The sequence below is a fragment of the Rhodococcus sp. RD6.2 genome, assembly GCF_001040705.1.
Taxonomy (GTDB): domain Bacteria; phylum Actinomycetota; class Actinomycetes; order Mycobacteriales; family Mycobacteriaceae; genus Rhodococcus_G.
Window position 1 is genome coordinate 51,284 of the sequence record NZ_CVQP01000009.1, and the last position, 24,901, is coordinate 76,184.

The following is a 24,901-nucleotide window of genomic DNA, read 5'->3' on the forward strand; positions in this document are numbered from 1 at the left end:
CGTAGCTGCCACGAACGGAACAGGATCGACGATGAACTCCAGTAATCCGCAAGACGATTCGACATGGACGGACGTACTCGTCCTGGGTGCGGGCTTCTCCGGGCTTGCAGCTGCCGCAACCATCGCCCGCGCAGGTGAACTCGACTACCTGATCCTCGAACAGGGTGACGACGTGGGCGGAACCTGGCGCGAGAACACCTACCCCGGGTGTGCCTGCGACATCCCGTCACCGCTCTACTCCTTCTCATTCCGACAGAACCCGGACTGGCGCCACCTGTTCGCTCCTCAACAAGAGATCCTGCAGTACCTCCGCGACACCAGCACAGAACTCCGGATTGCCGAGCGAATTCGCTTCGGCACCAAGGTTGTCGGTGCGGACTGGAACGAACAGGACGGGTCCTGGACGGTCGCCGTGGAGGACGGCTCGACATTCCGTGCGCGATTCCTGGTGTCCGCGATGGGAATCCTGCACCATGCCTCGTACCCGCAGATACCCGGACTCGACGACTTCGACGGCCCGGTGTTCCACTCGGCGCACTGGGATCACACGTGCGACCTCTCCGGCAAGCGGGTGGCGGTCGTCGGGACCGGTGCGAGCGCAATCCAGTTCGTGCCCGCCATCGTCGACGAGACCGCCGGACTCACGCTCTTCCAGCGGACCGCTCCCTGGATCGTCCCCAAGGTGAACCGCACCTTCAGCGAGGAAGAGCGAGAGGAGATGCGCCGCAACCCGATCAAACGATGGAAGCGGCGCGCGAGTCTGTTCTGGACCCACGAGAAGCGGGCGAAGGGATTTGTCTCGGACACCTCGAGGATGGGGCCCACGAAGGCGCTGGCCTCGGGGCACCTGCGAAAACAGATCACCGATCCCGAGCTGAGGGCGAAACTCACGCCGGACTACGAGATCGGCTGCAAACGTCTGCTCATCTCCAGCGACTACTATCCGGCCCTCACCAAGCCGCACGTCGACGTTGTCACCGCGGGCGTCAAGGAAGTCCGTGCGAGTTCCGTGATCGACATGGACGGAAAGATGCACGATGCCGACGTCCTGATCTTCGGCACCGGATTCGACGCACAGAACGGACTCACCCGGGTGCCGATTCGGGGCCGTGGCGGGGTGACCCTCGGTTCGCAATGGGATTCGGGACCGGAGGCGTACCTGGGGACGACAGTGGCGGGCTTTCCGAACCTCTTCCTGCTGTGCGGTCCGAACACGGGCCTCGGACACAACTCGCAGGTGTTCATGATCGAGGCCCAGGCCAGGTACATGAGCAGGTGCCTGCGGTACGCGGGCCGTGACGGTGCGCTCGAGGTGCGGCGCGATGCCCAGGACCGGTTCAACGAGTACCTGCAGGGCCGGCTCGCCGCGACCGTCTGGCAGGCGGGCGGATGCACGAGCTGGTATCAGGACCCTGCTACCGGACGGAACACGCTGCTGTGGCCGAAATCGACTCTGTCCTACTGGTTCCGCACCCGATTGCTTCGCCGCTCCGACTACCTGCGGAGCGAGTACGCCCGATCCACCCGGCCGGCTGTGACGGCCGGCTGACGCACATATGCGTTGTTGTTCGATCCGACCCGAGCGGGCTCAAGCCGCACTCAGTGAAAGGCATCTGCAATGTCCACGATTCCCGAGTTGGTCCACCGCAACGCCGAACTGTACGGCGACATGCCGGCGCTGTCCCACGACGGCCAGGTCCTCACCTGGAGTGAAACCCGGATGAACATCGCGCGGATCGCGGCGGCGCTGTCCCGATTGGGTGTTCGGGCAGGTGATCGCGTCGCGATCATGATGTCCAGCCGTCCGGAACACTGGCTGACGGATCAGGCGGTCGTGCATCTCGGGGCGCTCCCGGCAACGGTCTACGGCACGATGCCGTCCTCGCAGATCGCCTATCTGGGGCAGCACAGCCGGGCTCGCGTGGCGGTGCTCGAGGGTGCCGCGGAAGTCGAGCGCTGGCTGCCGGTGCTCGACCAGCTCCCAGAACTCGAGCGCATCGTGGTCATGGATCCGGGGGCGCGCCCGGCCGACGACGAACGTTTCGTCACGTGGTCGGATGTCGTGACGGACGAGGCGGATCTCGACGCCTTCGAGACGACCCGGCGGGGCATCACCGAAGACGACCCGGTCGCACTGATCTACACCTCTGGCACCACGGGGGTTCCGAAAGGTGTTCTGCTCACCCACCGCAACGTGATCGCCAACGCCGAAGCCAGGGACGCGGCCGCACCGACCCCCGATCACTTCCGCAGTGTCTGCTACCTGCCGCTGGCGCACATCGCCGAACGCATGGTGTCGGTCTACATGATCATTCACAAGGCCGGCCACGTGACGTTCTGTCCCGACGCGAGTCAGCTCGTCGGGGTGCTCCGCCAGACGCGGCCGACCAGTCTCTTCGGAGTTCCCCGAATCTGGGAGAAGTTGGCCGCGGCACTGCGGGCGCGCCCGGATTCGTCGCTCGCGGACATCGGACTCGACGAGGTGATCTGGGCCTGCAGCGCTGCCGCGCCGCTGTCCGTGGACGTGCAGGAGTACCTGCGGGAGAAGGGCCTCGCCGTCGTCGAAGCATGGGGCATGACCGAGGCAACCGGCGTGGTCACGTCGACAAGTGCCGACGATTTCCGGTTCGGGTCCGTCGGTCTCCCGATTCCAGGAACCGAGATCAAGCTGCTCGACGACGGCGAGATCCTCGTGCGCGGACCCATCGTGTCCCCGGGCTACCTCCAGCAGGACGGATCCCTGGTTCCCGTGACCGACGACGAGGGCTGGATGCACTCGGGTGACGTCGGGCGGATCGACGAGGACGGACACCTCTACATCATCGACCGGAAGAAGGACCTGATCATCACTGCAGGCGGGAAGAACATCGCCCCTGCCGCGGTCGAGGCCCTGCTGACGAGGCACCCACTGGTCGGCCAGTCGCTTGCCTACGGCGACCGGCGTCCGTACGTCGTCGCTCTCATCGTTCTCGACCAGGCGGCGGCAACGGCGTGGGCGACCTCCCGCGGAATCGACGTCGAGGCCCACTCGGACCTGGCCACACATCCGGACGTGATCGCGGAGATCGACCGGGCCGTCGAGTCGGCCAACGACGACCTCGCGCGGGTCGAACAGGTGAAGCGCTACCGGGTGCTTCCGACGGAATGGACCCCCGAAAGCGGCGAACTCACCGCGAGTCTGAAGATCAAGAGGCGTGCCGTTCACGAGAAGTACGGTGACGTTTTCGAGGCTCTGTACGCATAGCCGGTGGTGGTCGCAGCGATGGTGGATTGTCACGCCATTCCTCGACCAGCGCATCGGAGTGCCCCGCTGAGCACGTCAGCGGGGCACTGTCGTCGAACCGGAAGGCCGGCCGGAACCGAACAGGTTGATCGGCGAGCCGCCCGCGGCGAGCTTCGGCGGGTGCCGGGAATCACGCGCTGGTGCTCGACGGTGGCGCCGCAGAGCGCTAATCAAACTAGTTGGTTCGTTTTGCTTGTCCGCTGATGGAACCTGTTCTAGGTTGTACGGACCTCCTCGTACGAGTTGGGCCGACGAAAGGAATCCGATGCAGTTCAACCTTGCGGACGTCTTCGAAACGGTCGCCTCCGCGGTGCCCGATCGCATCGCGCTCAGCTACGAGGGGGAGAACTTCTCGTACGCCGCGCTGGACGCCGAGGCGAACCGGACGGCGTCGCTGCTGGCGGAGTCGGGCGTCACCACCGGCGACCACGTCGCCCTGTTCCTGAAGAACAGCCTCGAGCACGTCACGAGCATCCTCGGGCTGATCAAGATCCGTGCCGTGCCGATCAACGTCAACTACCGGTACACGCCCGCGGAACTGGAGTACATCTTCACCAACTCCGACTCCGTCGCCGTCGTCGTCGAGCTGACCGAGCACCAGGTGACACTCGCCGGACTGCTCGAGGCCTGCCCGCTGATCCGGACCGTCTTCGTGGTCGGCGACGTCGCCGACGAACTGCGCAGCGCCGCCGCCGGCCGCGGCGTCGCCCTCGTCGATTTCGCCGACACCCGCAACCAGCCTGCGACCCGCGAGTTCGAGGCACGCTCCGGCGACGACCTGTACGTCCTGTACACCGGCGGCACGACCGGGTACCCGAAGGGCGTCATGTGGCGTCAGGACGACTTCTTCCGCAAGCCGCTGTCCGGAGGCAACCCCTACGGCGACGAGCCCCGACAGGACCTCGCCGAGGTCGCCGCCGCCGCGAAGGAGTTCCCCGACTTCGCCTTCCTCATCGCGGCACCGCTCATGCACGGCGCCGCGCTCTACTCGCTGTTCACCTTCTTCACGCTCGGCGCGCGCGTCGTGCTGCGCCGGGACTTCAACCCGGCCAAGGTCGTCGAGTCGATCGAGCAGGACCGGGTGCAGGTGATCCTCATCGTCGGTGACGGCATGGGTCTGCCCCTGGTCGACGAGATGGAACGCCGTCAGGGCGATGTCGACATGAGCTCGCTGTTCTCGATCACGTCCGGCGGCGCGATCTGGTCGACCAGTGTCCGGGACCGAATGCTCGCGGTGAAGCCGGACCTGTTGCTGCGCGACAACTTCGGTGCGTCCGAATCGGGCAACGACGGCGCATTCACCGTCGACGAGGCAGGCAACCTGCGAATGCCGCCCTCGGCGAACATGATCGTCGTCGACGAGCAGTTCGAGCAGATTCCCGCAGGCTCCGACGACATCGGCTACATCGCCCGGATCGGCAACATCCCGCTCGGCTACTACAAGGACGAGGAGAAGACGGCGCGCACCTTCCCGACGCGCGCCGACGGAGTCCGGATCTCGGTGCTCGGCGACATGGGCCGAGTCGAAGCGGACGGCACCATCGTGTTCCTCGGGCGCGGCTCGCAGTGCATCAACACCGGTGGCGAGAAGGTCTTCGCCGAGGAAGTCGAGGCCGCCCTGCACGCGCACCCGTCGATCTCCGACGCGCTCGTCGTGCCGATTCCCGACCCCCGCATGGGCCAGCAGGTCGCGGCGGTCGTCGCGACCTACCCCGGCACCGACGAGCTCACCCTCGACGAGGTTCAGGAGCACTGCCGAAAGTCCCTCGCCGGATACAAGATTCCGCGCTCGGTCGTGGTCGTGGACGAGGTCAAGCGGACCCCGGCAGGCAAGGCCGACTATCGGTGGGCGACGTCGGTGGCATCCGAGTAGTCCGGCGTCGCGTCGCGGGCGGCGACGTCGGGTCGAACCCCGGCGCCGCCGTGGCCCGGGCCCCTCGACCGTGGCGATGTCCACGGTCGAGGTCACTATCCGGGCCACCGGCCCGCCTTCGTCGACGGGTCCCCGTATCTGCGGCTACCGGTCGCCTCGGACGACGACCGTGGCGACCGCGGTCGTGAACGAACCACCGATGTTCACGGTGAGGGCGCGCCGGGCGCCCTCGACCTGCTGGTCCCCGGCTCGCCCGGTGACCTGCCGTGCGGCATCCAGCACCATCCGGATACCGGTGGCGCCCACCGGATGTCCGTGCGACATCAGTCCGCCGCTGGGGTTCACCGGGAGGCGTCCACCGCGCTCGATAGAGCCGTCCATGACGACCTCGCCGCCCTTACCCGGGTCTGCCAACCCGATGTGCTCGAGCGTCACCAGACCGTTGATGGTGAAGCAGTCGTGGATCTCGGCGACGTCGAGGTCGTCCACCCCGGCGATCCCCGCGCGCCGATAGGCGTCCTCGACAGCGCCGCGCAGGTGCGGGAACAGGAAGTCGTCGTCTGCGCTCTGGGCGATCTTGTCCGCGAGCAGCAGGGTCGCGGTGCGGTGACCGAACCCGGCGACGGTCGCCTCCTGATCGAGATCGGCACCGGTCCGCTGCGCCCATTCCCGAGCGAACTTCGGACCGGCCAGGACCACGACCGCGGCACCGTCGGTGATCCGGCCGCAATCGGTCTTGCGGAGCATCCCCTCCACGACGGGGTTCACCTCGTCGTCCTCGTCGAAGGAACCCGCCGGGAACTCCCAGTCCCGGGTCTGCGCAAGGTTGTGGCGGGACCCGTTGTCGAACGCAATCTCCGCGAAACGTCCGAGGTGCGCGTGGTCGAGTCCGTAACGCCGCTCGTACTCCTGCGCGATGTCGGCGAAGAGTGCGGGCCACGGGTAGGTGACGTCGAGCGCCTCCCGTCCGGCCCACGCTGCGGTGCCCAGGTACTCCGCGGCCGTCTTCGCGGACACGTTGCGCATCAACTCGACGCCGACCACCAGCGCGACGTCGTAGCGGCCGGATTCGATGTCGGCGCAGGCGGCGAGGATCGCCGTGCTGCCGGAGGCGCAGGCCGCCTCGTGCCGCGTGCTGGGCAGGCCGTCGAGTCCGGGTACGGCCGCAACGACCATGCCGCCGAGCTGGGCCTGTCCCGCGAAGAGTTCGCCCGCGAGGTTGCTGACGTGAATGACACCGATCTCGTGATCGTCGACCTGTGCGTTCGAGAGGGCGGCGGGCACGGTCTCGGCGATCATGTCGACCAGCCCCAGTCCCTCCTTCGCCCAGTTCCTGGCGAAGTCTGTCTGCGCTCCGCCGAGGACGTAGACGGGGTTCGTCATCTGTTTTCTCCTTGATGTGACGGGTTTGGGGAGGTAGGCAGACACCACGAAAGGCTCCCGGGCGACGCGGTTCTCGGACCGCATCGCCCGGAAGCTCCTTCGGTTTCTAGCCGCGGGCCTCGGCCAGCTGCTCGGCGCGCACCCACGTGGCGTGGAAGCCGGACGGCACGCGCCGCGGCAGCAGGACCCGGGCGACGGGTCCGGCGGCGACATCCGCGGCGTCGAAGATGTTGATCTCGCCGCGGTCCTCGGCCTCGTCGTTGACGAAGCACACGAGGTAGCCGTCGGTCTCACCCGTCGATCCGTCGCGGGGGGCGAACGGCGCCTCCGAACCCCAACGCCCGGACCCGAACTTGTGCTCTTCCTTCGTGCCGGACTGCGAGTCGAACCGCACGATGCCGTCGAAGAGCAGTGTCGGCTCGTTGGCGAGGCTCATGTTGTACGAGTACCGGTGCGATCGACCCATGATCCGCGAATCCACGCTCGGGAACTCGATGTTGGCGTCGTCGAGCGCGGACTCGACGGTCGCCCCGGTGCGCAGGTTGAGGCGGTACCGGTAGAGCTGTGCGTCGAGTCGCATGTACGCGAGCATGTTCGACAGCGGCGAGGCGAACGTCGTCTGGTGCTGGGGGTTCTTGACCCGGCACACGTCCATGACGATCTCGTCGCCCTCTTCCCACGAATTGACGACGTGGTAGATGTAGCAGGGCTTCACCTCGAACCACCGCACGTCGCTGCCGCTGCCGTGGCGGGGGACGACCGCGAAACGAGCGGAGAGCTCCTGGTCGTAGAAGATCCGGTACTTGCCGGCCCGGCGCGCGTCGTGGTCCTGCACCAGCGGCAGGTCCATGAGAATCGAGTAGTTCTCGGTGATCCCGATGTCGTGCGGGAGTCGCGGACCCGGCAGGTCGATCTGCGTGCGGTGCGTCTGCGTGCCGTCGGCGCCGATGATGCCGTAGCCCAGGTAGTCCTGGTCGGGGCCGTAGTCGAACCAGATCAGTTCGCCGGTGGCCTCGTCGACCTTCGGGTGGGCCATCATGTCACCGGCGAAGGTGCCCAGGAAGTCCTGCGCGCCCAGCGTTTCCAGCGACAGCGGGTCGATGCTGTACGGCGTGCCGCACAGGTACCACGTCGCCAGGATCTCACCGCGGTGGTAGATGACGTCGGTGTTGCCGGAATCCTTGATTCCCAGGCCGTGGCCGTTGCCCCACGGATTGCCCGCGGGGTTCTCCATGAGTCCCGTCCACAGGGCCCGGCCGGCCTCGGACTCCTCCTGGAAGGCCTTGGTCCGGACGTACCGGTTGGTGTAGCGCACCTTCCCGTTCTCGAAGTGGGCCGCGTGGATCATGCCGTCGCCGTCGAACATGTGGTAGCGGCCCGGGGCCTCGAACTGGCGGTTCGGGCCGTTACGGAGGTACACGCCGTTGAGATCCTTGGGGATCTCACCGATGACGGTGAGGTCGTCCAGGGTCAGTTCGTCGGCGATCGGCGCGAACACCCCGAGGGTGTAGGGATTCTCGTCGGTGGCGTCGACCGGGCGCGCGACGGCGACGAGGTCGCCGTTCGCACCGGACTGAGTGGATGTCATGGCTACTCCGCTTCGAAGGTGTTGAGGTTGGGTGGAGTGGATGAATGCTGGTGCGGCGGCGAGGGGTAGAGGATCATCTGGGTGCACCGGAAGAGTGCGATCGCCGCGCCGGCCCCGTCGCGGACGATGGCATCCCACACCTGGGTGCGGCGTCCGCCGTGGACGAGCGTGGCCGCCGCGGTGACCGTTCCGGACCGCGCGGTGCCGAGATAGTTGGTCTTGACCTCGAGTGTCGTGAACCCGGATGCCCCGGAGGGCAGGGAGAGTCGGGCACCGACACCGCACATCGTGTCGGCCAGCGCGACGACCGTCGCCGCGTGCAGGTATCCGTTCGGAGCCTGCAGCTCTTCACGCACCGTCAGCTCGCCGGTGACGGCCGTCCCGGATGCCTCCAGGACGCGCATCCCGACCAGGCCGGGGAAGCGGCCCTCGAACATCGCGGTCAACTCGTCGGCGAGCTCACCACCGGACCCGGTGGGTGTCTCGCGGGGCTTGCCGACCGGCGACCCGGCGGCTTCGGCTGTTCCCATGGTCAGTCGACCTTCGCGACCTCGCCGCGGATCTCGCGACGCTGCAGCTTGCCGACCGGGTTACGAGGAAGGTTCTCGACCGTGACGAGTCGTTCGGGCAGCTTGAACGACGCGACCTCCTTGGCGCGCAGGTACTCGACGAGGTCGTCGAGTGCGATGTCGCCTCCGTTCGCGGGAACAACCACCGCACAGCACTTCTCGCCGAGGACCTCGTCGTCGTAGCCGACGACGGCCACATCGGCGACGGCCGGGTGATCGATGAGGATGCCCTCGATCTCGGCCGGTGCGATGTTCATGCCGCCGCGGATGATGATCTCCTTGCTCCGGTCGACGAACTTGAGGTATTCGCCGTCCTCCCCGCACAGCTCGAAGATGTCACCGCTGCACAGGTATCCGTCCTCGTCGAACGAGCTGGACTCCGCGGTCCCCTCGAGGTAGCCGGCGAAGATCGTCGGACCCTTGAGGCGGAGTTCGCCGCGTCCGCCGACCTCGGTGACCTCCAGGCCGGTGGCCAGGTCCACCAGGCGCACCGAGGTCCGTTCGGCCACGGTGGTCGCCCACGTCCGGGACCGTGCCCCATAGTTCGGCAGGTACTCGGCACGCACCAACGGGTCGGGAGTATCCGACGGCGCGCCGAGCAGACACACGCCCTCGTTGGAGCCGAAGAAGTTGAGCACCTCCACGCCGAGCTTGTACTGCCAGTCGCGCACCACGCCGGGAGGCAGCGGCGCACCGCCCGAACCGACGCGACGCAGCGCGGACAGGTCGTGTGCGTTCCGGATGTCCTCGCGCTGCAACAGCATCGTGAGGATCGCGGGCGGCATGGACGTGTGCGTGACGCGGTGACGCTGGAGCTGATCGAGGTAGACGGCCATGTCCAGCGGATGGTGGTGGATCAGGTGACCACCGCCGAGCAGCCACGGCAGCAGCGACGTCGCGAATCCGGCCATGTTGACCATCGGGAACGGGTTGAGCATGACAGACGCCTCGGTCGTCTCCAAGCCGTCCTGCACGGCCTGCCCGACCGCGATCCAGTCACCGTGGCAGCGCGGAACACCCTTCGGTGCAGCCTCGGTGCCGCTGGTCCAGCAGACGGTGATGCAGTCGTTCACCGAGCGGGGCAGGGCGGTGTAGGCGCGACGGACGTCGTCGAGTTCGTCGGCGGTGGCGGGTGCCGAGTCCAGCGGCACCCCGTCGTTGCCGATGGAGGGGCCGAAGGTGAAGACGGTGCGCAGCGACGGCACCTCACCGATCAGGCCGAGTGCCTCCTCGGACGGCGTGCGGTCGCCCATGGTGTTGACGGTGACAATCGCGACAGCCGAGGAGGATTCGACGATCCGGGTCAGTTCGTGCCGTCGGTACGAGGCGGGCATCGGGGACGCGATCGCCCCGAGACGCCACAGCGCGAAGTAGATCGCGCTCAGGGCGGCCGAGTTCGGCATCAGCACCGCGACGACGTCGCCCGGGCCGATTCCCGACTTGTGGAGGGTGGCGGCGAGCTCGTCGACGCGGGCGTCGAGTTCCCGCCACGTGAATGCCTCCGGTTCGCGCTCGCACAGCGCCGGCAGGTTCGGGGGATCGGTGATCGCCGGGGCGTCGGGCCGGGTCCGGACCTGGGTGTCGAGGAGGTCGAGCACGGTCAGCGGCGACCACCACTCGTTCTCGAGGAAGAAGTCGACGCGGTCGGTGGGATGGCACTGGCGTAAACGGTTGGCGGCGTGGCCGTCCGTGATGGTGGTCATGGCGTCCTTACGTTCAGTGGGGATGTCAGCGGAGTCGGCGGACGACGACAGCGGCGCCGAGCCCGAGCGCCGCCGGGATGGTGACGAGGGCGTATTCGCCGTCCACCTGGGAAAGTCGATCGAGGGCGTTGACGAGGAGGACGCCGCCGCTCGCGCCGAGCGGGTGGCCGGTGGCGAGCGACCCGCCGAGAGGGTTGACCTTCGCCGGATCGAGGTCCAACTCGCGGGTCATCACCAGGGCGGAGGCGGCGAACGATTCGTTCGCCTCGATCACGTCGAGCTGTCCTGTGGTGATTCCCGCGTTCGCGAGGGCGCGCCTGGACGCGTCGACACCCGCGGTGAGCAGGGGCGAACGCACGGCCGTCTGCGCAACACCCACGACCTCGGCAATAGGCTCGCGGCCGATCACGTTGCGTGCAGCGGAAGAACCGAAGACCGCCATCGAAGCGCCGTCCGCCATCTGCGGGGCCGTGGCCGCGGTGTGCAGGCCGCCGTCCGGACGTCCGATGGTGGGCAGACGTCTTGCCACCCTGTCCCAGGACGGATCCTCGCCGAAGAGCGGGGCGAGCTCGGCGAGCGATTCGAGGGTGACACCCGGGCGGGCTCCCTCGTCCGATGCGAGGACGGTGGTGCCGTCGACGCGGACCGGGATCATCGCCGCCGACGGCTGTGCAGCGGTGGCGCGCTGGTGTGAGGTGACCGCGTAGGCGTCGAGATCCGTTCGGGTCAAGCCGTATTGCGCCGCCAGGAGGTCCGCGGAGACGCCGATCGTGACGTAGCCGGTGCGGTCGCCGAGCTCCTCGTCGGAGGTGAACGCCGGGCGGTCCGCCAGCATCGGGACCCGTGACATCGACTCGACACCGCCGGCGGCGACGATGTCGGCGATACCGGATGCCACCTTCGCCGTGGCGGACTCGATGGCTTCCAGTCCGGAACAGCACAGTCGCGAGACCACCCCGGCGCCGACGTGGTCCGGCCAGCCCGCCCACAGCACGCCGGCACGGGCGACGTTTCCGCCCTGTTCGCCGAAGGCGGTACTGGTCCCGACGATGACGTCGTCGACCGCGTCGGTGGGGAGTCCGCGTTCCTGCAGGGCGGTGAGCAGTTGGGCCAGCAGTTCGTGCGAGGGAAGGTCGGCGAGCGTGCCGCCCTGACGCCGGACACGGGCCTTCGGAGTGCGGACGGCGTCGTAGACGTAGACGCGGGACGAGAACTGGGACATGGTCACTTCCCTTCGATCTGGCGGCGGTCCTGCACGATCCGGAAGCGTCCGGCGACGAAGGACTCGTCCGTCAGGGTTGCGTTGCCTGCCGGGTTGAGGCCGGTGACGTGGTAGTCGCTGTAGGCGGCGGCGAACTGCATCGGCATCGAGGACACGAGGTTCGCGGACAGGGACGCCCCGGCATCGGCGTAGGCGTCGGCGACCTTGTCGACGACCGCGTCGTCGGTGCAGTAGAAGTACGAACTGATGGCGCCGTGGCTGCGGATGCTCGCCGTCGCGTGCTTCACCGCGGACGTGACGTCGGCGCAATCGATCAGGAACGCGACCGGGCCGAACTGTTCACCGTCGGGCGGCGTCGAACCTCGACGCGGATCGACCCGAACGACCAGCGGGGTCACGGCCCGGGCCTGGGGGTAGTCCGGATGGGCGTACGGTGCCGGCCCGCGGACCAGGGTCCCGTCCGCCTCGGCAGCGTCGGCGAGGGCGGTGATCGACTGCAGCGTCGCCTCGGATTGCAGTGCGCCGCACACCGCTCCGGCCCGGCGGGGGGCTCCGGCGAGATCGTCGATCGCCGACAGCAGGGCCGCGACGACGTCGTCTCGGGAGACCACGCCGTCGTCCGTGTCCACGCCCGCATCCGGGATGTAGATGTTCTGGGGTGTCGTGCACATCTGTCCGCTGAAGAGCGAGAGCCCGCCTGCCAGTGTGCGCATCGCCGCAGACAGGTCCGACACGGAATCGACGATGACGGTGTTGACGCCCGCGGTTTCGGTGAACACCAGGGTGTTCGGGACGTTGCGTTCGAGCCACGATCCGAATGTGGGGCTGCCGGTGAAGTCGACGATCCGCACCTCGGGGCTGGTGGCGAGCTCACCGGCGATGGGGGCGTCGACGGTGTCGACCACGAGCTGGACGGCATCGGCGGGCAGCTGCGCCTCGGCCAGCACCTCGCGGATCACCTCCACCGCGAGTGCGGTGGCGAGCACCGATCGGGGGTGCGGCTTGACGAGGACCGGGTTCCCGGTCGCGAGGTTCGCGAGGATCGCCGGGTAGGCGTTCCACGCGGGGAACGAGGCGCAGGCCACGACGAGCGCGGTGCCGATCGGCCGGGTACGGAACCGCTTGCGCAGCGTCACGTCCGACTTGCCGAATCTCTGCTGCCAGGTGACGTTCTCGGGCACCCGTCTCATCGCGGACCAGGCCATCGCGACGGCCTCCAGGCCGCGGTCGAGCGCGTTCGTCCCGCTGCCGCTGCACGCCATGTTCAGGCTCTGCCCGGTGGTGTGCGCGGTGACGGCAGCAAATTCCTGGCCGCGGAGGTGGATTCGGTGCAGCGCCTCGAGGCACACGCCGATCCGACGGTCGATGTCCGCATCCCGGAGCGCGGTGGCGGCGGCCGCCGCGCCCACCAGAGCCTCGTCCACGGACGGGGCGCCATAGCTGACGTTCAGTGCCTTCCCGGTGTACGGGGAGACCTCGTCGGCGGTGACGACCGATTCCGTGGGAGACGAAAGCCGCAGGGTGGCACCGTCGTAGGCGCCGACGATGGCGTCGGACTGTGCGGCGTCGGGTGGGGTGATCGATGCGTACCCGGTCCACGCTGCGCGGGTGCGGTTGGCTTCGGCCGCGGCCTGGAGAAGTTCGAGATGGGATTCGAAGAACATTCGCGCTCGTTCCTGTGTGAGCAGATCTGTGGCGAGTAGGTCGGCCGGCGGGGGAGACGCCGGGGTGAGGGATGCTCGTCCGCTTTGACCGAAACAACTACTGTTAATGAAGTGAAGCAGCACACATGCGGGTTGTCAACGGTCGACTGTGTCGGACCGGTCGCGGGCGGTAATTGCTGCGGCGGGCGCGGAGGTTACGTGCGGAACGGGAGCGGCTCGAAGTGCACGGAGGTGCGCTCGAGCCTGGCGTCGCATCCGCGGCAGCGCAGCGCCGGGAGCAGCCAGGAGTCGCAGGCGCGGTGGCGGATCTGCGGGCCGAGGGGGAGCGCATCGGGGTGCGCGACCTGCGTCCAGGACAGCAGGAACGCGAAGATCGGGAACAGGGCCCGACCGCGCGGCGTCAACACGTACTCGCGGCCGTTGCCGTGTTCGCTCCGGGTGAGGATCTGCATCTCGGAGAGCCGCCCCAGTCGTTCGGTGAGGGTCGTCGGCGAGATCTTCAGGATCGCCTGGAACTCGCCGAATCGGCGGACCCCCGTCAGTGCCACGCCGGTGACCAGCGCGCTCCAGCGGTCGCCGATCGCCTCCATGACCTCCGTGAACTGCAGATCGGCCCGGCTCACGGACGGGGAATTGCGGGTCGATCGCCGCCGCCCGCTCCCCGTGGCGAGCGCCAGTGACTCGCGGTCCAGTTCGAGGTGCGCGTCGCGCGGGCCGACAACGGCGCCGCAGTGCAGGCACATCAGCGCGGGCGGTCCGCGGTGCCCGCAGTCGACGTGGATCAACTCGGGTTGCAGCCGCCCTTCCGGGGACCACTCGCGCTGCCAGGTCCAGATACTGGCCAGGATCTCCCAGGTCGCGATGCCGAGCTCGGTCATGAGGTAGTCGTACCGATCGTGGCCACTGTGCTGCGGCTGGCGCTCGAGCACGCCTGCCTCGACCAGTGCGTTCAGTCGTGCCGTCAGCATCGCCGGGGGAGCGCCCGTTCGGTCGATCCACTGGCTGAACCGGCGCACGTGATCGACGAACGCCTCGCGCAGGATGGCAAGGGTCAGTCGGTCACCCAGCAGGTCGATGGTTTGCGCGACCGGGCCCTGAGGTGCGGCGGCCCCGGTTACGGCCACGTCACCCACCTCCCGGCACTGCCCGCGACGATCGTGTCATTCGGATCGTTTGTCAGGCCTCCAACACAATAGCGATGCCCTGGCCGACGCCGATGCACGCCGCCGCGACTCCGATTCCGCCGCCGAGCCGGCGCAGATGGCGCAGGCAGTCCACCACCATCCGAGCCGCCGACGCGCCCAGCGGATGACCCAGGGCGATCGCGCCGCCGAAGGGATTGACCCGGTCGACCGGGATGCCGGGCATTTCGCGAAGGCAGGACAGCACCACCGCGGCGAATGCCTCGTTCAGTTCGAGCACTCGGACGTCCGCGAGCCCGAGACCCGCACGGTCCAGCGCCTTCGCAACGGCGGGCACCGGTGCCAGCGCGAACTTGTCGGGCTCGGTTCCGACGACAGCGGACGCCAGGATCCGGCCGAGCGGTTCGACACCCAGTTCGTCGGCGACGGACGCGGTACCGACCAGCGCCGCAACCGCTCCGTCGCTGATAGGCGACGCATTCCCCGCGGTGACGCTGCCGTCGCGGGAGAAGGCCGGACGCAGGGCTGACAGGGTCGCGAGGGTGGTCTCGCGGATCGGTTCGTCGCGGTCGAGGTTCGGGTGCGCGGTGACGAACCCGTCGTGCACCCCCGACGCCCAGGCCCGGCCCGCGAGCTCGTGCGACCGCAGCGCCCATTCGTCCTGCTCTACGCGGCCGACGCCCACCTGCTGCGCCACCAGTTCCGCCGACCGGCCGAGGGTCTCGGTCCAGGCGGCGGGGAACTGGGGGTTCGGCATGCGCCAGCCGACCGTCGTGGAGATCAGCTCCATCGACCGGGGAAACGCCGAGTCCACCGGCGGTAGCACGTAGGGAGCGCGGCTCATCGACTCCGAGCCGCCCGCGATCGCGATGTCGGCGTCGCCGACGGCGACCCGCCTGGCCGCGGACAGCATCGCTTCGGCGCCGGAGCCGCACAGCCGGTTGACCGATACGCCCGGAATCGTGTGGGGGAGCCCGGCGAGCAGTGCTGCCATCCTGGCCACGTTGCGGTTGTCCTCACCTGCACCGTTGGCGTTTCCCCACACGACGTCGTCGATCCGGCCGGGGTCGAGGGTGGGGTGTCTGCGGACCAGGTCCGCGATCGGCAGTGCGGCCAGGTCGTCGGCCCGAACGTGGGAGAGGGCACCGCGGGCGGCGCCGAACGGAGTCCGGACCGCGTCGATCACCCATGGGGTGAGTCGGTCCGACGGGGACAGGGATCGGGACATGGGCTTCCTCCTGTGCGGTGGGGCGTGGTCCTTGCGGAAAATCGCCCGCCGTTGTCTACTTCAATAACTGTAGCGAATGAAGGGAGCCTCATGTCCATCGCCGACGTCGTCCGAACCGCGGCAGATCGATACGGGCCCGCGGTCGCCCTCGCGGACGATCACGCGACTCGGACGTTCACGGAATTGTCCGATCGGGCGCACGCGCTGGCGGGAGGCCTGCACAACCTCGGCATCACGGCAGGGACAACGGTCGTGGTCCTGCTCGGCAACTCCGTCGCAGCAGTGGAGGTCGACCTCGCACTCGCGATCGGTGGGCTCGTCCGGGTGGCCGTCAATCCGCGTGTGGGTCCGGCGGACTGGGAACGCATCGTCGCCGACTGCACACCGGGCGCACTGATCGTCGACACGGGGATCGACGGTGCGGCCGAGTTCACCGCACGGACGATCGTGCCGACGGTGATCACCGCCGACGGGGCGTCATCGAACGGACCGACCCTCGACGAGGTGGCGGCCAGGACCCCGCGGCATGCCAAGATGCCGACGCCGGATGCGGATTCACTGTGTGCACTGCACTATTCGTCCGGTACCACCGGAGTCCCGAAGGGCGCCAGGCGAACCCACGCGAACCGATTGGCATCGCTGCAGGCGATGCGGGAGCACGTGCTCGCCGGAACCCTCGACGGCGGTGACCCGGCGGTGTTTCTGCACGCAGGGCCCGTCATTCACACCAGCGGGCTGTTCGTGCTGCCGTTCCTCGAGGCGGGTGGGCGCCAGATCCTTCTCGACCACGTCGGTCCGGCCGGTCTGATCGATGCCGTTGCGGCGCATTCGGTGACCCACACCGCGCTCGTGCCCACCGTCGTCGCGCGACTGCTCGACTTCGATGACGCCCGGCTGTCCGTGATGCGGCGCATGCGCATGCTCGCGTACGCGGGGGCGCCGATGCCCGTCGAGCACATTCGACAGGCCTACCACCGCATCACGCCCAACCTCGTTCAGTACTACGGCATGGTCGAGGCGATCCCGCCGCTGACCGTGCTGACCGCGGACGATCACCGTCGCGGTGTGCTCCACGACGCCGACGTGCTCGGCACCGTGGGACGCGCCTGTCCTGAGGCGGCCGTCGAGTTCCGCGCGGACGACGTCTGCTGCCCCGACGGGGAGATCGGCGAACTGGTGGTGTCGGGTGCTGCCGTCAGTCCCGGCTACCACAATGCGGGCACGCGAACCGATCTCGGCAAGAGCCACGTCGACGGGTTCCTCTACTCGGGAGACCTCGGTTACCGGGACGCCGGCGGGTACATCCACCTGACCGGACGCAGCAAGGACATGATCATCACCGGCGGGTACAACGTCTATCCACGTGAGGTGGAGGAGGCGATCTCCGCGATCCCCGGTGTCGACGACGTCGTCGTCGTCGGATTGCCCGACGAGCTGTGGGGGCAGCGCATCGTCGCCGCGTACACCTCGGCCGACGCAGGCGTCACCGACGCCGCCGTGCTGGCGGACAGCCGAACGCGCCTGCCCGACTACAAGCGTCCCAAGGCCGTGCACCGCGTCGACAGGCTCCCGTTGACCGCGCTCGGAAAGGTCGATCGAGCCGCGGCCGCCGAGCTGCTCGACGGCCTTGTCGCAGCCGCATCGTGAACTCCCACAAACACTTACAGCGACAGACTTCGAAAGAGGACACCATGACCGACTCGTTCCTGACCCCTCTGCGGCTGCCCGTCGTCGCGGCACCGATGTTCCTGGTGTCCGGACCCGAACTCGTCACCGCCGCCTGCACCTCCGGTGTCATCGGATCCTTCCCGACGCAGAACTGCCGCACCGCAGCAGATCTCGACACCTGGATGGGCACGATCACCGACCAGCTTCGCTCGGCCTCGGGTCCGGTCGCGCCGTGGGCGGCGAACGTCATCACCCACAGCAGCAACGCCCGGCTCGAGGACGACCTGCGCCTCATCGGCGAGTACAAGCCGCAGGTCGTCATCACCGCCCTCGGATCGCCGAAGCCGGTGATGGACATCGTCAAGGGGTACGGCGGCACCGTGATCGCCGACGTCGTCAATCTGCGCCTCGCGCGCAAGGCCGCCGACGCAGGTGTCGACGGCATGGCGTGCGTGTCGGCGGGCGCGGGTGGACACACCGGCCACCTGTCGCCGTTCGCGTTCACCTCCGCCGTACGCGAGTACTTCGACGGGATGATCATCGTCGGCGGTGGCATCAGCGACGGCCACGGTGTCGCGGGCGCGATCACTGCAGGCGCCGACCTGGTCTACATGGGCACGCGGTTCCTCGCCGCCGCGGAAAGCATGGCCGTCGACGAGTACAAGCAGATGGTCGTCGATCACGGCGCCGACGACCTCGTCGTCAGCTCCGCGATCACCGGCACTCCGGCGTCGTGGCTCAAGCCCAGCCTCGCCGCCTGCGGCCTCGATCCCGACAACCTGACAGCGCCCACAGGGGAGAAGAACTACACCGCGGGCGCCGAATCGATGAAGCGGTGGAAGGACGTCTGGGCTGCGGGGCAGGGACTCGCCTCCATCCGCGCCATCGAGCCGGTGAGCGCGATCGTCGACCAGATCGAGCGCGAATACGTCGAGGCATTCCAGCGAGCGAACCGGCTGACCGCGACCGCTGCGATCTGAGTCCGCGTCCGCGGCCGTGGCACGACGACCTCCGGCCACGCCACGGCCGCGGACTCTCCGTTCCGACCACGATGCCGTCGATCGACGGAGGCAACGTTCACTGCCAATCAGACAGGTCCGTGTCGCTTCGGCCTCCGCTCCCCACGGCCAGCAGCGTGGTGAGAGTGGCGTCGACGCGTTCGTCCCCGACCCGCGTGCGCCAGGTGGCCACCTCGCGTCGGAAGGCGGCCGCCGACAGACTCAGAAGTCGTCGTCCGCGTCGCGTGATCACCAGGGTGCGTTCCCTCCGGTCGGCCTCGTTCAGTCGGCGTTCGACCAGGCCCAGCTCCTCGAGTGACTTCACCGTCTTCGCCGCCGCCTGCTTGGAGACTCCGAGGCGTTCGCCGAGTGTCACGCTCGTGCAGCCGTCACCGATGGCCTGCAATGCGAATCCGTGGTGGGCGCGGATTCCCGGAAATCCGTGCTGGGCCAAGTCCTCGTGGACGGAGTCGACGAGTCCTCTGAAGGCGCGCATCAGCAGGAACGGCATCGCCACGTCGTCGACAGGATCCATGCCTCCGACTCTACCGACAACCAGGTTGTCGGTATATGGTCAATGTGGTTGTCTACTTGGTCAGGAGGAGTCATGGTCCATCTCGTCGGTGAGCAAGCCCGCGTGTTCCGCATGCACGGGGTCACCTTCACCTCGTTCGCGTCCAGCGCGAGCGGCGCTCGGTCGCTGGCCGCGTGGCGCGCCGACTTCGAGCCCGACACCCCGGGGCGGGCCCACACGATGACGCAGGAGGAGGTCCTGTACGTCACCGGTGGCGCCCTCGACGTCGAGATCGACGGTGAAAGCTGCACCGCCGAAACGGGAGATGCGGTGCTCGTTCCGTCCGGTGCCGTCCTCCGCGTCACCAATGCGACAGCGGAGCCCGCCAGTGCATGGGTCACCACCCTCGTCGGGATGACGGCGACGATGCGCGGCGGTGGGGAGCAGATCGCGCCGCCCTGGGCGCAATAGAGGCACGTCAGCGCGATATTCGACGACCGGTCGCTCGCTCCACCGGATGGATCACGTCCGGTCACGATGTCTTCCGGTCCGAGGATGTGCGTCGACCGCCGGTACGGGCCGATCCGGGTGGAGGGTGACGCGCACCGTGTGCGCGTCCTCGGCGATGACCGGCGTCTGGCGGTGGTGGACGACCGGACCCCCGTCGATCGGGTGACGGCGACCGTCGCCCGGGGACGCGGTGGTGGCAGAGGGGAGTGGACGGAGGGCGGTGCGCTCGTCGTGCGGGACCCGGACGGCCAACCACGTCCCGTGGACCTTGAGGCACGGGCCAAGGGGAGTGTCCGCTGGCTCCAACCGGATCCGTACGCCGATCCCGCGAACGCCGGCCTGGTGCCGATTCTGCGGGTGCCCCTCGTGGATAGGTGAGGGAGTATCGGGAGTCGTGACCTCATTCCTGTGGGACCAGCACACCTGCCTGCCGTTGCAGATCACCGCCGACGTCGACCAGTTGACTCGCTACCGGCGTCCCGGGGGCGCGCTGGTGTCGGTGAATGCCGGCTACTCCCCGCACGCATTCGCCGAAACCGTAGCGCTCCTGCAGTACTACCGGACCGAGATCGAGGCGCACTCCGAGCTCGACCTTGCAGCCGACCTCGATGAGGTCGAAGCGATCACCGATGCCGGTCGCATCGCCGTCGTGTTCGACCTCGAAGACTCCCGTCCGCTCGACGGAGATCTCGACAATCTCGACATCCTGGCCGGCCTCGGGGTGCGCACACTGCTACCCACCTACAATCACGCCAACCGTGCCGGGAGCGGATGTCTCGACACCGCCGACGGGGGACTCACATCGTGGGGGCGGTCGCTCGTATCCGAGATGAACCAGGTCGGCATCGTCCCCGACGGCTCGCACTGCAGCACCAGAACGGGCCTGCAGATGTGTGAGAAGTCGACCGGCCCTGTCATTTACAGTCACTCGTGCATGCGGTCGGTCTGGGATCATCCGCGCAACATCACCGACGACCAGGCTCGTGAGTCTGCAGCAACCGGCGGCGTCATCGGCATCACCGGTGTCGGCATCTTCCTTGGGCCGAACACCCCGACGCTGGATTCGATGACTCGGCACCTCGAGTACGCCGTCGACCTCGTCGGCATCGACCACGTCGGAGTCAGTACCGACTATTCGTTCGACTACGCCGACTTCATCCACGAAGTCACCCGCAACCCTCACCTGTTCGACGACAACTACACCCGCTGGGGCACCATTGAGTGGATGCCGCCGGAAACGCTGCTGACACTCGGTGAGCACCTTGCCGGCCGAGGTTGGAGCACCTCCGACATCCGTGCAGTGCTCGGTGGCAACTTCCATCGGGTCGCCCGGCAGGCCTGGCGGGCGACCCGTGCAGATCCATGCCTCAGAAGGATCTGAGGAACGGGCGTCGTACACGCCGCAACGAGCGATTCCGGCGCCACGGGACAGCGCCGACGTAATCCCGTCGTCAGGGTCCGATCGTCCGTTCGAACACCATGAAGCACGCGCTTCGTCAGCCCTGCAAATCCCAATGTCACCGGGCGTAGAGTTAAACGCCAAGTGGCTCAGTTGAATCGGCAACTGTCGAATAGTGAGACCCGAGTTCACGTCGGACATTCGTCCAGCTATATTCCACCGATGTTCAAAGTGCGCCTCGGCATCCGAGCCCGGGTCCTGGCCATCGCCTTGGTGCCAAGCCTGGCGTTGCTCGGAATCGGTGTAGGAACAGCGGGTTACCTGATACGTGAGGGTCGACAGTCGGAACAGTGGGCCGACGCGAACCGAGACGCCATGGGCTATGCCCGCGACGTGGTCGCCGGGGTCGAAGAGGAGCGAATGCTGTCGCTGTGGCAGCTGGCCGGAGAGCGGAGCGATCCGGCCGAGCTCGCCGCAGCGCGGAGCAGGGTCGACACCGCGTTCGCGCAGCTGGCCCCCCTTGGTGCGCAGATGCAGTCCGCCTCGCAGGGCGCCATGGGAGCCGACACGGGTGGATTCGACACCTTGGGCGCCAGCCTGCCGCAGATTCGCGGTCAGATCGACGCCGGACGGATGTCGATCAACGACACCTACGCCCTCTTCAACACGATTCTCGATGCCGTTGCGCTCGGTACCAACCTGATCACCACCAATGCGCCCAGCGCCGAGGTCGGCGTTGCGCTCGTCAACGGCGTGCGCCTCCTACACGCGATGGAGGGAATGTCGCGGTCCGCCGCGCTCACCGCTGCTGAGATGCAGGGACTGCTCAGCAACGGCCCGCTGCGCAACGACTATCGAAACCTCGTCGGGTCGTACCGGACCGCACTGCCGCAACTCGCCGCCGACCTGGGCGCCGATCCGGCCGCCGAGAAGATCAAGGGAGCGCTGGCATCTCCCGGCTGGCAGCAGGTGGCCGCGATGGAGGACTACCTCATCACGCCGCCGGAGCCGGACAAGGACGGTGACGTCCCGCCTCCTCCCATGACCTTCGCCGCGTGGAACGCCGCGCAGCAGCAGATGGCCGAAGGCGTGATCGACGCCTGGAAGGACGTGAACGACGAGGCGAACCAGATCGCGGCCGACGAGGGCAGCCAGACCGCGACGAACTCGCTGTGGGCGGGTGCCGCCGTGCTCGTGGTTGCGCTCCTCGCGTTCCTGCTCTCGCTGTGGCTGGCCAACCGGCTGATCGGGCGGCTCAAGCGCCTGCGCAAGGAAACGCTGGACCTGGCAGAGGTCGAACTGCCCGAGACCATGCGCAAGCTGGGGGCCGGTGAGAAGATCGATACCGGAGCTGCGCACCTGGACTTCGGCGACGACGAAATCGGCTCGGTGGCAAAGGCCTTCAACACCGCACACGAAGCCGCCGTTTCCGCCGCGGTCACCGAGGCCCGCACCCGCGAGGGTGTGCGCGCGGTGTTCCTCAACATCGCCCACCGAAGCCAGATGGTGGTGCATCGGCAGCTCGAGGTCCTGGACGAGGCCGAACAACGACAGGAGGATCCCGCCATGCTGGAGACATTCTTCCGCCTCGATCACCTCGCGACCCGCGAACGCCGCAACGCCGAGAACCTCATCATTCTCGGTGGCGGCGAGCCCGGCCGTCAGTGGCGGACCCCGGTGCCTCTGGCCGATCTCGTGCGCAGCGCGATCGGTGAGAGCCTCGACTACAAGCGGGTGCACACCCACCGCATGCCGCAGGTGTTCATCGTCGGCAACGTCGTCGCCGACCTCATCCACCTGCTCGCCGAACTGGTCGACAACGCGACGGCGTTCTCCCCGCCACAGTCACGCGTCGAAGTCACCGGCAACGTGGTCGGCAAGGGCGTCGCGATCGAGATCACCGACCAGGGCATGGGAATGCCCGGCGAGGAGATCGTTCGCGTCAACGAGATGCTGCGCAATCCGCCGGATTTCGGCGTCGACACCCTTTCGGCGACCTCGCGCCTCGGCCTGTTTATCGTTTCGCAACTGGGCCTGCGGCACGGAATGTCTGTTCAGCTGACCGAATCCGTGTACGGCGGCATTCGCGCCATCGTGCTGGTGCCGAACTCGGCGGTCGCGCCCGACTCGACGCCGATGCCTGACCGTCAGTCGGATCGGTTCGCCGGTGGCGAGGCCGAAAGGCGGCCGGTCAGGGCCATGCCGGAACTCGAGTCGACCGAACACTCGGCGTCCGCGTCGGGTGTCGCGACAATGGCACGCCCCACGTCGGCGCCGCCCACCGAAGAGCCCGCGCAGTTTGCGGCCCCGTCGCAGGACTGGGCGATCGTCGAGCGCATCGAGGACGAGCCACACACCGAGTACACGGACGATGCTGTGACGACGTCGTGGCACGAGCTGCCGACCCCGGCTGCCGAACAGGAGCCCTTCACCCCGCAGCCGGTGTCCGACAACGGTGGTGACGGCCGTCCGGGCCTTCCTCGCCGTCGCAGGCAGGCCAGTCTGGCGCCGGAACTGGCGCACGACCTTCAACCCGAGGCGGAAGAGCAGCAGCCGTCGAGATCAGCGCAGCAAGCGCGAGATCTCATGTCTGCCATCGCGTACGGTACCCAGCAAGCTCGGCACGCGGAACCCCCGGTCGAGTACCCGAACACGGACGAAACGGAAGGTGAAGGAAGGTGAAGGTGACGACCACCAACTCAGGTGATCTGAACTGGCTCCTCGACGATCTGATCAATCGTCTGGCCGGAGTGCGCTACGCAGTGGTGCTTTCCACTGATGGGCTGCTCCTGAGCCGATCCACGTCCATCAGCCGTGAGGACGCGGAGCACTTCGCCGCCATGTCGGCCACCCTGTACGGGCTGGCGCGCAGCGCGGGGCTTCGCTTTCAAGGCGGCGGTGTCCGCCAGGCCGTCATCGAACTCGACAAGGCGGTGTTGTTCGTGACGGCCGCCGGAAGCAATGCATGTATCGCATTGCACGCCACTGATACCGCGAATCTGGGTATGGTCGCGTACGAGATGAACCTGACCGTGCAGCGTGTCGGTAGTTTCCTGTCCACCGATCCCCGCAACGGCTCGGCCGAGCATGGAGCGTAGGTTGCCGTGACACGTATAGGCCAATCGTGGTTCGACGATGCTGCCGGTCCCTTGATCCGTCCGTATGCCGTTACACGGGGCCGCACGGTTGGGGCCGGACACGATCTCGACATGCTCACGCTCGTCGTGACCGTGTCTCCGGCTCCGCGGCTGCAGCACGTCGAATCCGAGTACGCGGAGATCATTCAGCTGTGCCGCACTGCCCAATCGGTTGCGGAGGTCTCGGCGCACCTGAATCTGCCTCTGGCAGTGACCAAGATCCTGGTCGGTGACCTCATCGCCGACGGACTGCTGAACTTCCGGTCTCCCCTGAACAGCGACTCCGTCAACGACATCTCCGGGATCGGCGACATTAACATTCTGCAAGCAGTACTCGATGGAATCCGAAAGCTGTAGACAACCATGCATGACAATGCGTCCTCAGCCGACCTGGCTGCTTCGGTCAAGATTCTCGTAGCCGGCGGCTTCGGGGTCGGGAAGACCACGATGGTGTCCTCCGTCAGCGAGGTCGCACCGCTGCGTACCGAGGAAACGATCACCGAACTATCCGCAGGCGTAGACGATTTGTCGGGTGTGGAGAGCAAGACCACGACGACGGTGGCCCTGGACTTCGGTCGCATCACCCTCGACGAGAGTCTCGTGCTGTACCTGTTCGGCACACCCGGACAGGACCGCTTCTGGTTCCTCTGGGACGAACTGGTGCGCGGAGCGCTCGGTGCAGTCGTTCTCGCAGACACACGTCGTCTGGAGAACTCGTTCGCCGCCATCGACTTCTTCGAACGGCGTGGAGTCTTGTTCACGGTCGCGGTGAACTGCTTCGACAACGCCCAGGGATACACAACCGACGAGGTTCGCGATGCACTCGATCTCGACATCGGAACCCCCGTCGTGCTCTGCGACGCGCGTGATCGCGAGTCGTGCAAGTCCGTGCTGATCACCCTCGTCGAACACCTCATCGTTCAGGCCAGCGCTTCGGTGGCCTGAGGATCGCACGGCACGTACCGCTCGAGACCCCTGCATCTGTCGATGCAGGGGTCTCGGCGTAATGCAGTGTCGCAG

At 67.6% G+C, this 24,901-nt stretch carries 21 protein-coding genes; 12 read left to right on the forward strand and 9 right to left on the reverse strand.

Annotated features, from left to right (window positions below):
* Positions 1–31 precede the first annotated feature (31 nt).
* The 3 genes from RHCRD62_RS19065 (at position 32) to RHCRD62_RS19075 (ending at position 5,156) form a co-directional block, all read left to right on the forward strand.
* The gene (locus RHCRD62_RS19065; RefSeq protein WP_050066337.1) at positions 32–1,549 is read left to right on the forward strand and encodes a flavin-containing monooxygenase; all 1,518 of its coding nucleotides are present in this window, start codon (positions 32–34) and stop codon (positions 1,547–1,549) included.
* Between the two features lie 69 nt (positions 1,550–1,618).
* Entirely contained in the window at positions 1,619–3,244 is a 1,626-nt protein-coding gene (locus RHCRD62_RS19070; protein ID WP_050066338.1) for an AMP-dependent synthetase/ligase, read from the forward strand.
* Between the two features lie 304 nt (positions 3,245–3,548).
* Positions 3,549–5,156, forward strand: a complete 1,608-nt coding sequence (locus RHCRD62_RS19075; RefSeq protein WP_050066339.1) for an AMP-binding protein — start codon at positions 3,549–3,551, stop codon at positions 5,154–5,156.
* A gap of 144 nt (positions 5,157–5,300) precedes the next feature.
* Here RHCRD62_RS19075 and RHCRD62_RS19080 read toward each other — a convergent pair whose 3' ends face one another.
* From RHCRD62_RS19080 to RHCRD62_RS19115, 8 genes are all read right to left on the reverse strand, one after another.
* The gene (locus RHCRD62_RS19080; protein ID WP_050066340.1) at positions 5,301–6,539 is read right to left on the reverse strand and encodes an acetyl-CoA acetyltransferase; all 1,239 of its coding nucleotides are present in this window, start codon (positions 6,537–6,539) and stop codon (positions 5,301–5,303) included.
* Positions 6,540–6,645: 106 nt separating this feature from the next.
* Positions 6,646–8,127 carry a carotenoid oxygenase family protein gene (locus tag RHCRD62_RS19085; protein ID WP_050066341.1) on the reverse strand — a complete coding sequence of 494 codons (1,482 nt, stop codon included), beginning with the start codon at positions 8,125–8,127 and terminating at the stop codon, positions 6,646–6,648.
* 2 nt (positions 8,128–8,129) lie between these two features.
* Complete coding sequence (locus RHCRD62_RS19090) at positions 8,130–8,657, reverse strand: PaaI family thioesterase (RefSeq protein WP_084734375.1); 528 nt, start codon at positions 8,655–8,657, stop codon at positions 8,130–8,132.
* Positions 8,658–8,659: 2 nt separating this feature from the next.
* The gene (locus RHCRD62_RS19095; RefSeq protein ID WP_084734376.1) at positions 8,660–10,399 is read right to left on the reverse strand and encodes a class I adenylate-forming enzyme family protein; all 1,740 of its coding nucleotides are present in this window, start codon (positions 10,397–10,399) and stop codon (positions 8,660–8,662) included.
* Positions 10,400–10,424: 25 nt separating this feature from the next.
* On the reverse strand, positions 10,425–11,621 hold the full coding sequence (locus RHCRD62_RS19100) for a thiolase family protein (RefSeq protein ID WP_050066342.1): 1,197 nt from the start codon (positions 11,619–11,621) through the stop codon (positions 10,425–10,427).
* A 2-nt stretch (positions 11,622–11,623) separates the two neighbouring features.
* Positions 11,624–13,285 (reverse strand): aldehyde dehydrogenase family protein, encoded by a 1,662-nt coding sequence (locus RHCRD62_RS19105; protein WP_050066343.1) that lies wholly within the window; start codon positions 13,283–13,285, stop codon positions 11,624–11,626.
* A gap of 194 nt (positions 13,286–13,479) precedes the next feature.
* Positions 13,480–14,409, reverse strand: coding sequence for a winged helix-turn-helix transcriptional regulator (locus RHCRD62_RS19110; RefSeq protein WP_050066657.1), 930 nt, complete (start codon positions 14,407–14,409; stop codon positions 13,480–13,482).
* Positions 14,410–14,461: 52 nt separating this feature from the next.
* Positions 14,462–15,655 (reverse strand): thiolase family protein, encoded by a 1,194-nt coding sequence (locus RHCRD62_RS19115; RefSeq protein ID WP_050066344.1) that lies wholly within the window; start codon positions 15,653–15,655, stop codon positions 14,462–14,464.
* 90 nt (positions 15,656–15,745) lie between these two features.
* Here RHCRD62_RS19115 and RHCRD62_RS19120 point away from each other — a divergent pair, with 90 nt between their 5' ends.
* Together RHCRD62_RS19120 and RHCRD62_RS19125 are read left to right on the forward strand one after the other, a co-directional pair.
* On the forward strand, positions 15,746–17,302 hold the full coding sequence (locus RHCRD62_RS19120) for a class I adenylate-forming enzyme family protein (RefSeq protein WP_050066345.1): 1,557 nt from the start codon (positions 15,746–15,748) through the stop codon (positions 17,300–17,302).
* 44 nt (positions 17,303–17,346) lie between these two features.
* Positions 17,347–18,303, forward strand: a complete 957-nt coding sequence (locus tag RHCRD62_RS19125) for an NAD(P)H-dependent flavin oxidoreductase (protein WP_050066346.1) — start codon at positions 17,347–17,349, stop codon at positions 18,301–18,303.
* A 97-nt stretch (positions 18,304–18,400) separates the two neighbouring features.
* On the opposite strand, the gene RHCRD62_RS19130 is transcribed toward RHCRD62_RS19125, so the two are convergent.
* The gene (locus tag RHCRD62_RS19130; protein ID WP_050066347.1) at positions 18,401–18,856 is read right to left on the reverse strand and encodes a MarR family winged helix-turn-helix transcriptional regulator; all 456 of its coding nucleotides are present in this window, start codon (positions 18,854–18,856) and stop codon (positions 18,401–18,403) included.
* 72 nt (positions 18,857–18,928) lie between these two features.
* Here RHCRD62_RS19130 and RHCRD62_RS19135 point away from each other — a divergent pair, with 72 nt between their 5' ends.
* From RHCRD62_RS19135 to RHCRD62_RS19165, 7 genes are all read left to right on the forward strand, one after another.
* Positions 18,929–19,306, forward strand: coding sequence for a cupin domain-containing protein (locus tag RHCRD62_RS19135; protein WP_050066348.1), 378 nt, complete (start codon positions 18,929–18,931; stop codon positions 19,304–19,306).
* 84 nt (positions 19,307–19,390) lie between these two features.
* Positions 19,391–19,723 (forward strand): hypothetical protein, encoded by a 333-nt coding sequence (locus RHCRD62_RS19140; RefSeq protein WP_050066349.1) that lies wholly within the window; start codon positions 19,391–19,393, stop codon positions 19,721–19,723.
* Positions 19,724–19,739: 16 nt separating this feature from the next.
* Positions 19,740–20,726 (forward strand): dipeptidase, encoded by a 987-nt coding sequence (locus tag RHCRD62_RS19145; protein WP_050066350.1) that lies wholly within the window; start codon positions 19,740–19,742, stop codon positions 20,724–20,726.
* Between the two features lie 240 nt (positions 20,727–20,966).
* Positions 20,967–23,426, forward strand: a complete 2,460-nt coding sequence (locus tag RHCRD62_RS19150) for a sensor histidine kinase (protein ID WP_050066351.1) — start codon at positions 20,967–20,969, stop codon at positions 23,424–23,426.
* 2 nt (positions 23,427–23,428) lie between these two features.
* Positions 23,429–23,842 carry a roadblock/LC7 domain-containing protein gene (locus RHCRD62_RS19155; protein ID WP_050066658.1) on the forward strand — a complete coding sequence of 138 codons (414 nt, stop codon included), beginning with the start codon at positions 23,429–23,431 and terminating at the stop codon, positions 23,840–23,842.
* A gap of 6 nt (positions 23,843–23,848) precedes the next feature.
* Complete coding sequence (locus tag RHCRD62_RS19160) at positions 23,849–24,238, forward strand: DUF742 domain-containing protein (protein WP_050066352.1); 390 nt, start codon at positions 23,849–23,851, stop codon at positions 24,236–24,238.
* A 6-nt stretch (positions 24,239–24,244) separates the two neighbouring features.
* Positions 24,245–24,826, forward strand: coding sequence for a GTP-binding protein (locus tag RHCRD62_RS19165; protein WP_050066353.1), 582 nt, complete (start codon positions 24,245–24,247; stop codon positions 24,824–24,826).
* Positions 24,827–24,901: the final 75 nt, after the last annotated feature.

Coding starts and splice junctions, on each gene's coding strand:
- RHCRD62_RS19065 (WP_050066337.1), top strand. CDS start 32: ATGAACTCCAGTAATCCGCAAGACGATTCGACATGGACGGACGTACTC.
- RHCRD62_RS19070 (WP_050066338.1), top strand. CDS start 1,619: ATGTCCACGATTCCCGAGTTGGTCCACCGCAACGCCGAACTGTACGGC.
- RHCRD62_RS19075 (WP_050066339.1), top strand. CDS start 3,549: ATGCAGTTCAACCTTGCGGACGTCTTCGAAACGGTCGCCTCCGCGGTG.
- RHCRD62_RS19080 (WP_050066340.1), bottom strand. CDS start 6,539: ATGACGAACCCCGTCTACGTCCTCGGCGGAGCGCAGACAGACTTCGCC.
- RHCRD62_RS19085 (WP_050066341.1), bottom strand. CDS start 8,127: ATGACATCCACTCAGTCCGGTGCGAACGGCGACCTCGTCGCCGTCGCG.
- RHCRD62_RS19090 (WP_084734375.1), bottom strand. CDS start 8,657: ATGGGAACAGCCGAAGCCGCCGGGTCGCCGGTCGGCAAGCCCCGCGAG.
- RHCRD62_RS19095 (WP_084734376.1), bottom strand. CDS start 10,399: ATGACCACCATCACGGACGGCCACGCCGCCAACCGTTTACGCCAGTGC.
- RHCRD62_RS19100 (WP_050066342.1), bottom strand. CDS start 11,621: ATGTCCCAGTTCTCGTCCCGCGTCTACGTCTACGACGCCGTCCGCACT.
- RHCRD62_RS19105 (WP_050066343.1), bottom strand. CDS start 13,285: ATGTTCTTCGAATCCCATCTCGAACTTCTCCAGGCCGCGGCCGAAGCC.
- RHCRD62_RS19115 (WP_050066344.1), bottom strand. CDS start 15,655: ATGTCCCGATCCCTGTCCCCGTCGGACCGACTCACCCCATGGGTGATC.
- RHCRD62_RS19120 (WP_050066345.1), top strand. CDS start 15,746: ATGTCCATCGCCGACGTCGTCCGAACCGCGGCAGATCGATACGGGCCC.
- RHCRD62_RS19125 (WP_050066346.1), top strand. CDS start 17,347: ATGACCGACTCGTTCCTGACCCCTCTGCGGCTGCCCGTCGTCGCGGCA.
- RHCRD62_RS19130 (WP_050066347.1), bottom strand. CDS start 18,856: ATGGATCCTGTCGACGACGTGGCGATGCCGTTCCTGCTGATGCGCGCC.
- RHCRD62_RS19135 (WP_050066348.1), top strand. CDS start 18,929: ATGGTCCATCTCGTCGGTGAGCAAGCCCGCGTGTTCCGCATGCACGGG.
- RHCRD62_RS19140 (WP_050066349.1), top strand. CDS start 19,391: ATGTGCGTCGACCGCCGGTACGGGCCGATCCGGGTGGAGGGTGACGCG.
- RHCRD62_RS19150 (WP_050066351.1), top strand. CDS start 20,967: ATGTTCAAAGTGCGCCTCGGCATCCGAGCCCGGGTCCTGGCCATCGCC.
- RHCRD62_RS19165 (WP_050066353.1), top strand. CDS start 24,245: ATGCATGACAATGCGTCCTCAGCCGACCTGGCTGCTTCGGTCAAGATT.